This is a genomic window from Agrobacterium sp. NPDC058088 (assembly GCF_042885035.1).
Classification (GTDB): Bacteria; Pseudomonadota; Alphaproteobacteria; order Rhizobiales; family Rhizobiaceae; genus Agrobacterium.
Genome location: NZ_JBHVSU010000005.1, coordinates 72951 through 88360 on the forward strand (window position 1 = coordinate 72951; position 15410 = coordinate 88360).

11 protein-coding genes are annotated in these 15410 nt (G+C 59.9%); all 11 read right to left on the reverse strand.

Annotation, left to right across the window (positions count from 1 at the left end):
- Nucleotides 1–110 precede the first annotated feature (110 nt).
- The 11 genes from ACFVTJ_RS15415 to ACFVTJ_RS15465 all read right to left on the reverse strand — a co-directional run bounded on the left by ACFVTJ_RS15415 (nucleotide 111) and on the right by ACFVTJ_RS15465 (nucleotide 15403).
- The gene (locus ACFVTJ_RS15415) at nucleotides 111–602 is read right to left on the reverse strand and encodes a universal stress protein (protein ID WP_003503758.1); all 492 of its coding nucleotides are present in this window, start codon (nucleotides 600–602) and stop codon (nucleotides 111–113) included.
- 115 nt (nucleotides 603–717) lie between these two features.
- The gene (trpS, locus tag ACFVTJ_RS15420) at nucleotides 718–1782 is read right to left on the reverse strand and encodes a tryptophan--tRNA ligase (protein ID WP_386908779.1); all 1065 of its coding nucleotides are present in this window, start codon (nucleotides 1780–1782) and stop codon (nucleotides 718–720) included.
- Between the two features lie 103 nt (nucleotides 1783–1885).
- Entirely contained in the window at nucleotides 1886–2290 is a 405-nt protein-coding gene (locus ACFVTJ_RS15425) for a VOC family protein (RefSeq protein ID WP_386908781.1), read from the reverse strand.
- Nucleotides 2290–3879, reverse strand: coding sequence for a murein biosynthesis integral membrane protein MurJ (gene murJ / locus ACFVTJ_RS15430; RefSeq protein WP_386908782.1), 1590 nt, complete (start codon nucleotides 3877–3879; stop codon nucleotides 2290–2292). The genes ACFVTJ_RS15425 and murJ overlap by 1 nt, the downstream gene beginning before the upstream one ends.
- 7 nt (nucleotides 3880–3886) lie before the next feature.
- The gene (locus tag ACFVTJ_RS15435) at nucleotides 3887–6715 is read right to left on the reverse strand and encodes a [protein-PII] uridylyltransferase (RefSeq protein ID WP_386908784.1); all 2829 of its coding nucleotides are present in this window, start codon (nucleotides 6713–6715) and stop codon (nucleotides 3887–3889) included.
- Nucleotides 6716–6811: 96 nt separating this feature from the next.
- Entirely contained in the window at nucleotides 6812–9526 is a 2715-nt protein-coding gene (gene mutS / locus ACFVTJ_RS15440; RefSeq protein ID WP_386908786.1) for a DNA mismatch repair protein MutS, read from the reverse strand.
- A gap of 127 nt (nucleotides 9527–9653) precedes the next feature.
- Nucleotides 9654–10535 carry a GNAT family N-acetyltransferase gene (locus tag ACFVTJ_RS15445; protein WP_386909222.1) on the reverse strand — a complete coding sequence of 294 codons (882 nt, stop codon included), beginning with the start codon at nucleotides 10533–10535 and terminating at the stop codon, nucleotides 9654–9656.
- 93 nt (nucleotides 10536–10628) lie between these two features.
- Nucleotides 10629–12869, reverse strand: a complete 2241-nt coding sequence (locus ACFVTJ_RS15450; protein ID WP_386908788.1) for a hybrid sensor histidine kinase/response regulator — start codon at nucleotides 12867–12869, stop codon at nucleotides 10629–10631.
- Between the two features lie 55 nt (nucleotides 12870–12924).
- A complete protein-coding gene (gene lspA, locus ACFVTJ_RS15455; protein WP_386908790.1) occupies nucleotides 12925–13413 on the reverse strand; it encodes a signal peptidase II in 489 nt (162 codons plus the stop codon).
- On the reverse strand, nucleotides 13413–14273 hold the full coding sequence (locus tag ACFVTJ_RS15460) for a TrmH family RNA methyltransferase (RefSeq protein WP_386908792.1): 861 nt from the start codon (nucleotides 14271–14273) through the stop codon (nucleotides 13413–13415). The genes lspA and ACFVTJ_RS15460 overlap by 1 nt, the downstream gene beginning before the upstream one ends.
- Nucleotides 14270–15403, reverse strand: coding sequence for a class I SAM-dependent methyltransferase (locus tag ACFVTJ_RS15465; protein ID WP_386908794.1), 1134 nt, complete (start codon nucleotides 15401–15403; stop codon nucleotides 14270–14272). The genes ACFVTJ_RS15460 and ACFVTJ_RS15465 overlap by 4 nt, the downstream gene beginning before the upstream one ends.
- Between the last annotated feature and the right edge of the window lie 7 nt (nucleotides 15404–15410).

Consider the following 15410-nt stretch of genomic DNA (forward strand, 5'->3'; position numbering starts at 1 on the left):
CGTAATTTAGAATTCTTCCAAAAATACGCCCGGCGAAGCGACACTTCAAGCCCTGACATGATAATTACATTCAAGAAATCGTCAGCCCCTCAATCTTACCCGAACAAGGGTCAGCAGAGTGCGTCGATTTCCTCATCCGACAAGGTATCGGGCAACACGGTCACCGGGATCGGGAAGGCCGCACCGCGTCCGGCGATGGAGGACACCAGCGGTCCCGGCCCTTCTTTCGTCGATCCCGCAGCCAGCACGAGAATGGCGATATCACGGTCTTCCTCGATCAAGCCATGAATCTGCTCGGTGGCGCTGCCTTCTCGAATGACTGCTTCCGGCTCGATGCCGATTGTCTCGCGTACCTTCTGGGCGATCTTGGCGAGAGTGGCTTCCGCTTCCTCACGCGCTTCCGCCCGCATGATCTGCTCGACACCCAGCCATTGCTGAAAATCGCCTTCCGGGATCATGTAAAGCAGCACCAGTCCGCCATTGGAGTTCTTGGCGCGACGGCCGGCATAGTGCACGGCCCTTTCGCATTCCGGTGTGTCATCGATAACGGCGAGAAACTTGCGACGATGCCCTTCCAGACGCGACAGCCGTTTTGAAACCATTCCGCACTCCCTTAGGTCCGCCGTGATCCAAAAAACCGCCCGACGGTTCGGGCGGAGATTATATCAAATCACGGCAGGCGCAAACCGCCCGCCGCAAGCACGAGGCAGCGACCTGTCAGCGCAGGAAGCCGATGATATCACGCACCTCGTTCATCGTCTTTTCGGCAATCGTGCCTGCCCGCTCCCCGCCCTCCTTGAGGATGGCGTCGATATGGGTCGGATCATCGAGAAGGCGGCGCATCTCGTTGTTAACAGGCGCAAGGACATTGACGGCAAGCTCGACGAGGGCCGGCTTGAAGGTGGAAAACTGCTGGCCACCGAATTCCGAGAGCACATCCGCCTTGGTCTTGTCGGATAGCGCAGCATATATGCCGACGAGGTTTTCGGCCTCCGGGCGACCCTTCAGTCCTTCCACTTCGCTCGGCAGCGCGTCAGGATCGGTCTTTGCCTTCTTGATCTTCTTCGAGATCGCATCGACATCATCCATCAGATTGATGCGCGACAGATCGGAAGGATCGGACTTCGACATCTTCTTGGTGCCGTCCTTCAGAGACATGACGCGCGGCGCAGGGCCACCGATCAGCGGCTCCACCATCGGGAAATAGGCATGGACCGGCTCGTCGCCAACCGTGATATCAACGCCAAGCCCGGCGTTGCGGATATGGCCGCCGAAATCGATGTTGAATTTCTGGGCGATGTCGCGGGCGAGTTCCAGGTGCTGCTTCTGGTCATCGCCGACGGGCACATGTGTGGCACGGTAGACGAGAATGTCGGCGGCCATCAGGCTAGGATAGGCGAGCAGTCCAAGCGACACCTGTTCGGCATTCTTGCCGGACTTGTCCTTGAACTGCGTCATGCGCTCCATCCAGCCGATACGCGCCACGCAGTTGAACACCCAGGCCAGTTCCGCATGCTGGGGCACGGCCGACTGGTTGAAGACGATGTGCTTCACGGGATCGATACCGGCTGCAATGAAGGCGGCCGCAATCGAGCGGGTCTGCGCCTTCAGGTCCGAGTGAACGAGCTGGGCGGTGATGGCATGCATGTCGACGACGCAATAGATGCAGTCGTTATCCTCCTGCAGCGCCACGAACTTGCGGATCGCGCCGAGATAATTGCCGAGATGCAGATTGCCGGTCGGCTGGACGCCCGAGAAAACCAGCGGCTTGAATGCGTTCATTGTCGTCCTCGAAAAGGCTTGTGGAGGGCCCCGCCCCGTGATTGGAATTGCACGCGCGCTTATGCACCCGCAGCCCCTCGCAATCAAGCGCTTTCAGGGCCAGTCAGCCGCGCGGCTGAAGAAGATCCCAGCGATTTCCATAGGGGTCGGTGAAGACCGCGACGGAGCCATAAACTTCATGGCGAGGCTCTTCCAGAAAGCGCACACCGCGCGCAGTCATCGTTTCATAGTCGCGGGCAAAATCGTCGGTATGCAGGAAAAATCCGACACGGCCGCCGGTCTGGTTGCCGATGGCAAATCGTTGCTGTTCGCCATCCGCCTCCGCAAGCAGCAGGGCACCACCCTCCGTGCCTTGCGGCCTCACCACCAGCCACCTTTTGCCGTCGTCGAGCGGCTGATCGGAGATGCACTCGAAGCCGAGAACATCGCAATAAAACGCCTTCGCCCGATCGTAATCATCGACGACAAGCGTGACCAGCGCGATGCGGCGGTTATCAGCAAAGAACATCAGCCAGCCTCCGTTTCGGCAGTCTTTTTACCGCGCTTGCGGACGGCCCTCTTCACCATGCCGATATCGGCGCCGCCCGAAACGAAAGCCAACACGAAATAAACCAGCATGGCAGCGAAGACGAGGCCCATGATAGTACCGGCCCGGACGAAGATAGACGAGGCCGACGATAGCTCGAAACTCAGCCAGGTCAGAGCATAGTGCACGAAACCGGCCATCAGGGCCGCGGCCAGCAGCAGACGTGGAATGCGGGTCAGAAGCGGAATATCCACATGCCAGTGACCACGCCACAGAAGCATGCCGAACAGCAGGGCGGCATTGACCCAGCCTGCGGTGATTTCGGCGATCGCAATGCCGGGACCGCCGAGACGCGGGAATAGCGTCAGTGCGAGCGATACATTCACGACAACGGAAATTGCCGCGAAGATCATCGGCGTGCGAGTATCCTCGCGGGCGAAGAAACCGGGAATGAACGCCTTGATCAGAACGAAAGCCGGCAGGCCTAGACCGTAAATGCCAAGGATCTGCGCAACGGTGATGGTGGCTGAAGGCGCGAAATTGCCGCGTTCATAAAGAAAACGAACGATAGGCTCCGCCATGACGAGAAGCGCTGCTGCCGCAGGCAATGTCAGGAACAATACGAATTCGACCGAGCGGTTCTGCAGGCTTCCGGCTTCCACCATATGCCCGCCGCGCAAAGCCCGCGCCAGTTCCGGCAAAAGAACGGTGGCCACCGCAATACCGACGACGCCGAGCGGCAGCTGATAAATCCGGTCGGCATAGGCAAGCGAGGAGATCACACCCTCGCCGGCAGACGCAATATTGGTGTTGATCAGAAGGTTGATCTGGGTAATGCCGCCGGTAATCGCCGCCGGCAGGGCAAGGACCAGAAGCCGCTGCACGTTTTTCGTCAACCGCGGCCTGCGGAAACCGATCCGCATGCCTGCATTGCGCACGGCGATCCACACGATGGCGAGCTGGACCAGACCGGCCGCCATAACCCCCCATGAGAGCGCATACCCCACCTGCAAAGGATCGTAATTTTTCCACCATGCCAAAGCGAGCACGCCGATAAGGATGATGTTGAGAAAGACGGGTGCGATCGCTGCCGCGAAATAACGGTGCAGCGAGTTCAGCATGCCGCCCATCATCGCCGCCAGTGACATGCAGGCGAGATAGGGAAACATGATGGTGGCGAGATGAACGGTGTTTTCGAATTTCACCGGGTCTTCCAGAAAGCCCGGCGCAATCACGGTGCGCACGATGAACGGCATCGACAATTCCATCAGAATCGTCAGTGCCAGAAGCACGGTGAACAAAACACCGAAGACCTCTTCGGAAAAGCGTCTTGCACCCTCCATGCCGTTCGCCTCGATCTCCTTGGCGAAAAGCGGCACGAAAGCCGAGTTGAAGGCGCCCTCGGCAAAAAGCCGTCGAAAGGTATTGGGAAACCGGAACGCGGCGTTGAAGGCATCGGCCACCGGCCCCGTGCCGACCGCGGCAGCCATCAGGGTTTCGCGCAGAAAGCCGAAAATGCGGCTGCCAAGCGTGGCGGTGCCAACGGTGGCGAACTTGCCGATGAGACTCATGGGGATATCAAGCCTTTGCCGTGCGCGCGGCCGGCAGCGCCGCCACGTCTGGGTGGGCGATGATGCCGTTTGGCATGCGGTCACGCAATTCGTCTTCCTGCTCGCTCATCACAGCCTTCAGGCGCTGGGCAATGCTGGCCTGTCGGTTGTCATTCGTCACCTTCTGGCCGAACAGATCCGTCACGTAGAAGGTGTCGATGACCTTCTCACCGAAGGTGGTAATGCGGGCGGAGTGAATATCGAGCGACAGGTCGGCGATCACAGCCGTCATGTCAGCCAGAAGACCCGGCCGGTCGAGGCATTCGACTTCGATGACGGTGAATTTGTTCGACAGACCATTCGAGATGGTGACGGAAGGCGGAATGGTGAAGGCGCTCTTCTTCTTGCGGCTTTTGGTGCGCGTGGCAATCATTTCTGGCAGGCGTTGCTTGCCGGAGAGAACCTCCTCGATGAGCTTGCCGACATTGTTGCCGCGCCGCGTCTCGTCCTCATCGATCGGAAATTCGCGGTTGATGAGGATCGTATCGAGCGCCCGCCCATCGGAGGTCGTGAAAATCTGCGCATCGGCGATATTGGCGCCGGCGGCCGCACAGGCGCCGGTGATGATGGAGAGCAGGCGCGGATGGTCCGGCGCCAGCACGGTAATTTCGGTGATGGCGTGGAAGGAATGGGTGCGCACCATGGTCGACAGCGCTTTTTCCTGCTTGTCGGCTTCACGGATGAAGCGGGTATGGCGCACCTGGTCTTCCAGCGCCACCGTCAGCAGATAGGGCTCGTAATGCAGCTTGGTATATTTGCGCCGAGCCTTCTGGCCCCAGTCATCCAGGGCATCATAAAGCGCTTGGCGGGCAATCTGCGCGCGCTCCTTGCGGGAGACCTCCGAGAAGCCGCCTGACAGCAGCAGTTCGGTCTCGTAATAAAGCGAACGCAGCAGCTGCCCCTTCCAGCCGTTCCACACGCCCGGCCCAACGGCGCGGATATCGCAGACGGTCAGGATGAGCAGCATCTTCAGCCGCTCCATGGATTGCACCTTGTCGGCGAAATCGGTGATGGTCTTGCGGTCATGCAGATCGCGCGTCTGAGCGACCATGGACATCAAAAGATGCTGCTCGATCAGCCAGACAACCGTTTCAGTCTGCTTGCCGGTGAGACGGAAACGCTGGCACAGCTTGCGGGCCACGCGAGCACCGGCAATCGAGTGGTCTTCCTGCCGGCCCTTCGCGACATCGTGCAGCAGCACGGCCACATAAAGCGCCTCGCGTTCCTCGACGCTCGGCATCAGCTGGTTGGCGAGCGGGTGGGCATCGACAGCCGTTCCCTTGTCCACTTCCGACAGCACGCCGACGGAGCGGATCAGATGCTCATCCACCGTATAGTGATGATACATGTTGAACTGCATCATGGCGACAATCTTGCCGAATTCGGGAATGAACTTGCCGAGCACGCCGGCCTCGTTCATGCGCCGCAGGGTCAGCGCCGGATCGCGGCGCGACGTCAGGATCGACAGGAAAAGCCGATTAGCCTCCTCGTTTTCCCGAAGCTCGTCATTGATGAGCGACAGTGAACGGGTAACGACCCGCAATGCATCGGGGTGCAGTTCGAGATTGTTGATATCGGCGATGTGAAAGAGCCGGATGAGATTGATCGGGTCGTTCTTGAACACATCGGGCTTCGCGAGTGCGATGCGGCCCCGGTCTTCAACAAATTCCACGGAACCCGGAATCTTGCGAACCCGATGGGCGAAGCGGCTGAGCACGCCGGACAGGCCGGGCACGTCCTTCGCCTGCCTGTCTTCCAGACCGGCGCAGACGATGCGGGTGAGATCACCGACATCTTTTGCGACGAGGAAATAGTGCTTCATGAAGCGCTCTACGGCGGAGAGGCCGGGGCGCGGCTGATAGTTCAGCGCATCGGCAATCTCACGCTGAATATCGAAGGAAAGGCGCTCTTCCGCCTTGCCGGTGATGAAATGCATCTGGCAACGGACGGCCCAGAGAAAATCATCGGCCTTTTCGAACAGCTTCAGTTCTGACCGCGACAAAACGCCGAGTTTGACGAGATCGGCCGTGTCGCGGACGTGGTAATAATATTTGGCGATCCAGAACAGCGTGTGCAGGTCACGCAAACCGCCCTTGCCTTCCTTGACGTTCGGCTCCACCAGATAGCGCGTATCGCCAGCCTTGCGGTGGCGCTGGTCACGCTCAGCGAGCTTGGCGGCGATGAATTCGGGGCCGGTTCCGGTGACGACTTCTGACTCGAAGCGTTTTTCGAGATCGTCGATCAGGGACCTCTTGCCGCAGATCGCCCGCACTTCCAAAATAGCGGTGCGGATCGTCATGTCGGATTTGGAGAGGCGAATGCACTCATCCACCGTGCGGGTGGCATGGCCGACCTTGAAGCCGAGATCCCAGAGGAGATAGAGCACGAACTCCACGGCCTTGTGCATGTCAGGCGTGTTCTTGGTGGGAAGCAGGAACAGGAGGTCGATATCCGATCCCGGCGCCAGTGTGCCGCGTCCATAACCGCCAACCGCGGCGACCGCGATCTGCGGCGCATCTTTCGGATAGACGTATTGGCAGGCGAGCTCATAGAGCGTTTCGATCAGGCGGTCCTGAAGCCAGGAGATGCGACGGGCGCAATCAATCCCGCTGCCATCGGCTTTGAGCAATTCTCTGGCCTTTTCCCGGCCTTCCGTACTGGCTTTGCGGAAGATCGGCAGCAGATCGGACTTGATATCGGCGATGCGTTTGCCGTCTTCCTTGAAGATGATGTCACAGTCGCGCTTCAGCGCCGATACATCGAGAATGTCGGAAAAATCCAGGTCCTTGATGGCCATCTATGCCGGTATCCATGTCCTGTGGGAAAACCCACCGCTTGCGATGGGAGTGTCCTATAAAGAGTTTCAGAGGCTATGGACAGGCACTCTATCCCTTCAAGCCTTGCCAAGTTCTTTCTTTAGCGCATAGAGCGCGTCCAATGCCTCACGCGGTGTCATTTCGTCCGGATTGAAGCTTTTCAGGGCTTCCTCCACCTTTGATGGTCCTGCCTTGCGCGTTTCCTCGCGGCGAACCGCAATCTGGAACAGCGGCAGATCATCGATCAGCTGGCTTGCCGGGTTCTTGCGATCGGCATCCTCCAGCTTTGTCAGTACCTCGCGGGCCCGCTCCACCACCGATGCCGGTAAGCCCGCAAGCCGTGCGACCTGAATGCCGTAGGAACGATCCGCAGCGCCGGGTCCAACCTCGTGCAGGAAGATGACGTCACCTTCCCACTCCTTCACCCGCATCGTGGCATTGGAAAGGCGGCCGAGTTTTTCCGAGAGCACCGTTAACTCGTGGAAGTGCGTCGCGAAGAGGCCGCGGCAGCGATTGACCTCGTGCAGGTGTTCCACCGCCGCCCAGGCGATGGAAAGCCCGTCGAAGGTTGCCGTACCACGGCCGATCTCATCCAGAATGACCAGCGAGCGGTCCGTCGCCTGATTGAGAATGGCGGCGGTTTCCACCATCTCCACCATGAAGGTCGAGCGGCCTCGCGCCAGATCGTCAGAGGCGCCGACGCGGGAAAACAGCCGGTCAACGACACCGATATGGGCGGCCTCCGCCGGAACGAAGGAGCCGATCTGCGCGAGAATGGCGATCAGCGCATTCTGGCGCAGGAAGGTCGATTTACCGCCCATGTTGGGGCCGGTCAGCAGCCAGATCGCACCGTTCTTGCCACCATCGACCGCCGATAGATCGCAATTATTGGCAATGAACGGTCCAGCGGACTGCCGCCGCAGCGCCTGTTCTACAACCGGGTGGCGCCCGCCTGTGATCGCAAAGGTCATGGAGGCATCAACAATCGGGCGGCAATAGGCCTGTTCGGTCGCGAGATAAGCAAGGCTTGAGGCGACATCGATCACCGCAAGCGCCAGCGCACCCGCCTTGATCGCCTCAGCCTGCTGCACCACGGCCTCGACCATGCGCTCGAAGGCTTCCAGCTCCATCGTCAGAGCCTCGGCCGCGGCATTGGCGATGCGGCTTTCGAGATCGGCAAGTTCGGTGGTGGTAAAGCGCATGGCACCGGCCATGGTCTGGCGGTGAATGAAGCGCGCCTTCGCCTCATCCGTCGCCATCATGACGTCGGCATTGCCCGCCGTTACCTCGATGAAATAACCAAGCACATTGTTATGCTTGATCTTGAGCGACTTGATGCCGGTCTCGTCGGCATATTGCAGTTGCAGTCCGGCGATCACCCGGCGCGACTGGTCACGCAATGCGCGCACCTCATCGAGTTCGGGATTGGCACCCTCACGCAAAAAGCCGCCATCGCGCTTCAGAAGCGGCAGATCGTCGGCCAGCATCGAGCCTAGCATGGCTTCCAGCCCGCCCGGCAAAGCCTTCAGATCCGCAAGTGCAGCGGCAAGCTCCTCCGGCAATAGTCCCTGATCGAGAATAGCGGCAATTCTCTCGGCCGACGCCAGGCCCTGCCTGATCGCCCCGAGATCGCGCGGGCCACCGCGCTCCAGCGCAAGACGGGAGAGCGCACGCGGCATGTCCGCAACCTGTTTCAAGGCGTCGCGCAGACCGTCGCAAAGGGAAACGTCATCGATAAGATAGGCGACCGCATCGAGACGGGCATTGATCCTTTCCGGATCGGTCAAGGGCGACATCAGCCGCTCGGCCAGAAGCCGCGCACCGCCGCCCGTCACCGTGCGGTTGAGGGCATGCAGGAGCGATCCGTCCCTTTCGCCTGACAGCGTCTTAACCAGCTCCAGATTGGCGCGGGTGGCGGGATCGATGAACAGCGTGGAGGCAGCACTTTCTCGTTCCGGCGCACCAAGCGGCGGGCGCTCGGCAATCTGGGTCTTTTCGACATAGGCAACAGCGGCAGCGGCAGCGGCCATTTCCACCCGTGAAAACGTGCCGAAACCATCAAGCGTCGAGACGTTGAAATAGCGCGCGATGCGCCCTTCTGACGTCGCGCTGTCAAAAAGAATGGCCGGCTGCGGCACCGCGACGCGGCCGAGCACATCGAAAACCGGCCGCAGCTCTTCGTCATGGAACAGACTGTCGGCAACGATCAGCTCACGCGGATCGATGCGCCAGATATCGGCGAGGAGCCGCGTCAGCGTCGTCTCCGCCAAACGGAAGACGCCGGTCGAAATATCGATCCAGGCGAGCGCGAATTGCGCTTCGGCACTGCCGCGAATACGGGCCAGCGCCATCAGATAGTTGGATTCCGTCGGCGACAGCAGCTTTTCTTCGGTCAGCGTACCGGGCGTGACAAGCCGCACCACATCACGCTTGACCACCGATTTCGATCCGCGCTTCTTCGCTTCCGCCGGGTCTTCGACCTGCTCGCAGACGGCGACGCGATAACCGCGCAGGATGAGTTTCTGCAGATAGTCATCCGCCGCGTGAACGGGAACGCCGCACATGGGGATATCGTGCCCCATATGCTGGCCACGTTTCGTCAGCGTAATACCGAGCGCGCGGGAGGCTTCGACCGCGTCGTCAAAGAACAATTCATAAAAATCGCCCATGCGGTAGAACAGCAGCGAACCGGGATTGTTCGCCTTGATCTCGATATATTGCTCCATCATCGGAGTGGCCGTCGCGCGGCTCTCTTCCGAGATCAGGGAAGCGGTTGTCAGAACGTCCGTCAATGGCCTGCCGATGTCATATCGTGTTGCGGAAAAGGAGCGCCGACACTAGCGGCATTGCCCGCACCAACACAACACACAGGGCACCGCTGCCCACAGGAACATCCTGAAGGTCGCGATCAAAACCCGCTCAGCCGTTGATGCGTTCGGCCTCGCCGCCATAATAGCTGATATAACGACCGGCGATGGACGAAACCGGCAGAACCACCAGCACGTCGGTGGTGTTGAAAGCATGATCAACGACCGCGCCGGAGCCGAACATGGCACCGAGACGCATATAACCCTTGATCAGCGGCGGCATGGCGTTCAGTGCCTTGCGAGCGTTCAGCGCCTCTGCCGGCACAAGGTCCATTTCATGATAGAGTTCGGGCAAGGCGACCGCTTCCCACTCTCCCTTTGCAAGGCAATTGTGGTGCAGGAAGGACAGTGCCAGCGCATGCGCTTCCGGCTGCACACCGGGGAAGGAAGCGCAGCCAATCATGGCGTCCATGCGGTGTTTGACGGCATAGGACCAGTTGCCCTGCCACAGAAGCTCGACGGTTCGCTTGGTGCGATATTCCGGCAGCACGCAGGAGCGGCCAAGCTCCATGAAGCGCTTGCCAGGATGGCGTGCAACGAGACCGGCAATGTCGAATTCACTGGCGGAATAAAAACCATTATTGGCAAGCGCGATTTCCTGCCGCAGCAGGCGATAGGTGCCGACGATCTGGTCCTCGCTATCGCCCTCAATCGACTTGTCAAGCACGAGCAGATGATCGCAGACGCTGTCCCAGGCATCGAAGTCCCGCTGGCGCCGCATCGCCTCTGCGGGAAGGCGCGCCTTCATTTCATCGACAAAGACCCGGTAACGCACGGATTGCGCGGCATCGATTTCGCGTTCATTTCTGGCAAGCCGTGTTTCCAGCGTGCCGATGCGTCCGAAAAGACCCTCATTGTCCTGAGCTGTCTCGGGACGAGGACTAATGACAACATTATTTTCACAAATGTCGTGATTGAAGATTTCGGCAACCATGGGGAATCGCTCCGCCACCAAAGAATTTCCTGTCATAAATCACTATTTAACGACAGAATAGTGACAAAATGCCACCAGCGCGAGTCTGTCAAGTTATGATGACAACAGGCGTTTCGCCTCCAGCTGGCGGCGGATTTCCTCAACCAGCCGGCGCGGGTCGACAGGCTTGGCCAAAACCTTGGCCGCACCCGCCCTCAGCAATATCTCCGCGGTCCCGGCACCAGCGTCCCCGCTGAGGATGATGACGGGAATATTTCTACCATCTTTCAGCGTACCGAGGAGGTCCGGCAACACATCGAGCCCTTCGCCGCCCGGCATGTTCAGATCGGAGATGATGAGATTCGGCAGGCGAGGCTCGCCCGACGCCACCGATTGTTGCAGTGTCTGAAAATTATCGACCGTGCGGACGATATAGCCGCCTTTTTCCAGAACGGCGCGGAGGATGCGTGCATTGACCGCATCGTCCTCAGCCACGAGTATCTCGATGCCGCTCGCCCCTTCCACTACTCGTGATGAAAATCCCACATCCGGATGGTTATCGTTGATCGCGTCGCGTCGCTCTATGCCGCGCAGGCGGCCACACAGCACGTCGATAAGGGATTTTTCGCGCAGGGGCCGGATCAGCCAGGCGTCGAACGATGCATGTGTGGTCGAAGCCCGCTCTTCAGGACTGACGAGCAGCGTGCGGCGGATCGTCTGCTGCGGCCAATCCCGCAGAGCATCCCTGAACAATGCCGATATACGCAGATCGACGATGATGTCGGTAAGATCCGCGGTTCGGCTGGCAGGTCCATTCCGCAGCCTGTCCAGATCCTCCGGCTGATGGACGAGAATACATTTGCCGCCGAATGCCTCGATGGCCTCCGCCGTCACCGCCGCCGCCACACCCTCTGGCGCAATCAGCAGGACATTGGTGTGCTGCAGGCAATGGCTCCGGCCGGAATCCGGCATCTCGGCGGGGGTCGTGCCTGGACGGAACACCAGCTTGAAGGTACTGCCCTCGCCCCTGCGGCTCGAAACCGTGAGGTTGCCGCCGAATTCCCGCACGATCCGGGCGGAAATGGCAAGTCCCAGCCCCGTGCCGGCGCTTCGTTGTGACAACGGGCCGGCCTGCTCGAATTCCCCGAAGATACGGGCCTGCTCCGCCTCACTCATGCCGGGACCGGTATCTTCAACGGTGATCTGCAATTCGCCGGCAGCCATACGCGCGCGGATAACGACGCCGCCCACCTGCGTGAATTTCACCGCATTGCCGATGAGATTGAACAGAACCTGGCGCAGCCTTGCCGGATCGAAATCAAGATAATCGGGCACGTCAGGCGTGACGAAAGAGGCGATTTCGATGCCCTTTTCATGGGCGCGATGGGCCAGCATCTCGACGATGCTCTCGATCAGCCGCCGCAGGTTTTCCGCGCGCGGATTGAGCCTGAAGCGGCCGGCCTCCATTGTCGAATAGTCCAGCAGATCCTCGACAAGCTGGACCAGCGACTGGCCGGACTGCTTCATGCCGTCGAGATAATTGCGCTGTTCCTGGTTGAGCTTCGTCTGGGACAGAAGGTGATTCATGCCCAGCATGCCGGAAAGCGGCAGGCGAATTTCATGGCTGACCGTGGCAAGCAGCCGCGCCTTTTCGGCATCGGCCTTTTCGGCGCGCTGGCGGGCATCTTCCCGCTCGGCCAGCGCAAGCCGCTCTTCGGTCACGTCTCTCGCGATACTGCTGATCATGAGACGGCTGCTTGCGAGATCGCGGGTTACCACATCGTGCCAGGAGAAGATGCGCTGACCGAACGGGGTCGCAATCTCCACGTCATAGGCATGGACCTTGTCGCCCGGGCGAAAAGCAATGCCGATCTCCTCGCAGCTCATGCCTTCAGGCGCCGTGCAGCCGGTCATTTCGCGAAAGACCCGGTTCGCCTCGACGATGCGCCGGTTCATGTTGCGGATCACGACGATATCGCCCATGGACTCCTGCATTTCGGCAATCAGCGAGCGGTTCTGTATTTGCCGCGACCGGACATCCGAAGCGTCCGCGGGCAGCGTGCCGGGACGCGGAAAAGATTTGCCGAACAGCGCATAAGACAGGACACCCACGAGCACCGCACCAAAAAAACAGACGAGCGCGGCGGTGACGGCATAGGGCACCGCAAGTGCGATCAGGGCGGCAGTGAAGCCCCCCACCGATAACGAAACGGCGACATAAAGCGCAACTGTCCGGCTATTGCTCGCATGTTCTTCGTCCGCAAGACGCGTTGTCTTGTCGGCAATATCCGCCGCTGGGGCGGCGAGGCCGAGACCATCTGAAACTTTTTGCCGAAGTCTTGCCAGTTCGCTCATACACAACCGCTACCACGGCAGCGGTTTTGATATGTTTGGTTGAAACCCTAAAATTTTACTTTTTGGCCGCTCGGGCGTGCAGAAACTCATCGAGAATGACGCAGGCGGCACCGATGGTGATGAAACTGTCAGCCAGATTGAACACCGCGAATGACCATGTCTGCGTGTGGAACAGGATATAGTCGATGACGTGACCGTAAAAAAAGCGGTCTAGAAGATTGCCGGCCGCTCCCGCGATGATGAAGGCAAAACCGAGATGGGCGAAGGTGCGGTCAGGCGCCGTCTTGCGCCACAGCCACAGAACGAAAACCACGATGACGAGGCGCATGCTGACGATGAACCACCCGTGCATGTCCTGCAGCATCGAAAAGGCGACACCGAGATTATAGGTGCGGTAAAGCGCCAGAAACGGCACAACCGGAACCATCTCCTGCAGCGGCAGATAGGCTTCAACCAGCTGTTTCACGATCTGATCCAGCACCAGTGCGGCGACGATCAGCACAAAGGCCGGGCCGAATTTCGAGAACAATGCCGCTTTGGCCATTACGTCACCGGTGCAAGTTCGAGGAGATGTCGCCGTGCTTCAAACAGCATGACGGCGGTCGCGATGGCAAGGTTGAGACTATCGGCACGGCCCTGCTGGGGAATGCGGGCCAGTTGGTCCGCCTTGCCGGCCAGTTCCGGCGGCAGGCCAGACTGTTCATTGCCCATCAAAATCACGACCGGTTTGCCAGCGTAATCGATCTTCCGATAATCCACCGAACCGGAAAGATGCGTGGCGACGACGCTGACATGGGCCGATTTTTTCCAGGAGAGGAATTCCTCGACCGAAGCACGCGCGACGGGCGTGGCAAAGACCGAGCCCATGGTGGCGCGCACCGTTTCCAGCGAGAAGGGATCAGTGCAATCGCCCACCAGAATGACGCCCGAGGCGCCTGCCGCATCTGCCGTGCGGATAATGGTGCCGAGATTACCGGGGTCGCGCACCCGATCAAGCGCGATATAGGTCTCGCCCTTTTCCGGTCGGATATCCTTCAGCGGCTTCCATTTCTGTTCGAAAATGCCGACGACCATCTGCGGATTGTCGCGGCGGGTGATCGAGGCGATGACCTTTTCGCTGACTTCGAGCACCAGACCACCCGAGGCGACGGTCTTCACTGCCGCCTGCTCCACCAGCGGCTTGCCCTTGGCGGCCTTGGCGTAAACCAGGGTCTTGATCGTCCAGCCGAGTTCGAGCGCATCGATGACCAGCTTCAGGCCTTCGGCCATGAAGGTGCCGGTCTCTTCCCTGCCCTTTTTCTGGGTGAGCGCCTTGATGTCCTTTATGATCGGATTGGCAAGGCTCGTCACTTCCTTGACCTGGCCAACCCGGCGCGTGGTGTTTTCGCGCATTTCTTTCGTCATTTCGGCTCCCAGCGGCTGAACAGCGATGTGGAAAGCACGCGGCCCGGCGTTTTGCCGTCCAGCCCGGCCTCACGAATGACCAGTTCGCCTGATGCGACGACACCGCCTGCGCCGCGCATGGTTTCGCGCATCAGCTCATGCATCGAATAGAAGCTCGCCCGGATCGAATAGGCCGTCAGCACCAGGCCAAGCGCCTTGGGCGACAGGATTTCCCGGCAGATATCGAGCATCAGCGGCAGATGGTCGAACAATTGCCAGACTTCGCCATGGGTGCCGCGACCGAATTTCGGCGGATCAGTGAGGATGATGTCGTAGGTATTGCCGCGGCGTTCCTCACGCTGAATGAACTTCATGGCGTCTTCGCAGATCCAGCGGATCGGCGCCTGTTCAAGCCCAGCGAGTGCCTGATTTTCCTTCGCCCAGCCGATTGCTTTCTTGGAGGCGTCGACATGGGTGACTTCAGCCCCAGCAGCCGCCGCGACCAGTGAGGCGACGCCAGTATAACCGAAGAGGTTCAGCACTTTCAGCGGCCGATCGGCGGTCTCCACGGCATTTTTCAGCCATTCCCAATGCACGATCTGCTCCGGAAAGACGCCGACGTGCCGGAACGCCGTGAAACGGCCGAGAAATTCAACGCCGAGCAGGGAGAGAGGCCAGGTTTCACCCAGCGCCGCCTTGGGGAAACGCCAGCGCCCCATACCGTCCTCATCCGTGTCACCGGTGAAGACCGCATCGGCATTCTGCCACACACGATCAGGAACGGAAGGCTGCCACAGCGCCTGCGCCTCGGGACGAACGACCCGGTAGCCACCGTATTGTTCGAGCTTCAGGCCGTTGCCGCTGTCGATCAGGTGAAAATCACCCGCGCCGCTCGATTCCAGAATGACCGGAACCTGTTCTGCCGGCAGTTCACCGGTGCGCTGCATAAGCGCGCGCGCAGGAACCTGTTCAACGGCGACCGCTACGACGGTTTTTTCCTTCGGCGCGGCTTTCTGCACGTTGCGCACCGCATCGGGCTCGCGCCTTTTCGGCGCGGAATCCGCACGGCGCGCCGGCTTTGCGGCATGGACCTGTTTTTTATCGCTCCCGGCGCTCGCGCGATTGCCCGGCCGGCTGTCTTTTTTCTTCAATGGAAAT

Coding starts and splice junctions, on each gene's coding strand:
- ACFVTJ_RS15460 (WP_386908792.1), bottom strand. CDS start 14,273: ATGACGAAAGAAATGCGCGAAAACACCACGCGCCGGGTTGGCCAGGTC.
- murJ (WP_386908782.1), bottom strand. CDS start 3,879: ATGAGTCTCATCGGCAAGTTCGCCACCGTTGGCACCGCCACGCTTGGC.
- ACFVTJ_RS15415 (WP_003503758.1), bottom strand. CDS start 602: ATGGTTTCAAAACGGCTGTCGCGTCTGGAAGGGCATCGTCGCAAGTTT.
- ACFVTJ_RS15450 (WP_386908788.1), bottom strand. CDS start 12,869: ATGAGCGAACTGGCAAGACTTCGGCAAAAAGTTTCAGATGGTCTCGGC.
- lspA (WP_386908790.1), bottom strand. CDS start 13,413: ATGGCCAAAGCGGCATTGTTCTCGAAATTCGGCCCGGCCTTTGTGCTG.
- ACFVTJ_RS15425 (WP_386908781.1), bottom strand. CDS start 2,290: ATGTTCTTTGCTGATAACCGCCGCATCGCGCTGGTCACGCTTGTCGTC.
- trpS (WP_386908779.1), bottom strand. CDS start 1,782: ATGAACGCATTCAAGCCGCTGGTTTTCTCGGGCGTCCAGCCGACCGGC.
- ACFVTJ_RS15435 (WP_386908784.1), bottom strand. CDS start 6,715: ATGGCCATCAAGGACCTGGATTTTTCCGACATTCTCGATGTATCGGCG.
- ACFVTJ_RS15445 (WP_386909222.1), bottom strand. CDS start 10,535: ATGGTTGCCGAAATCTTCAATCACGACATTTGTGAAAATAATGTTGTC.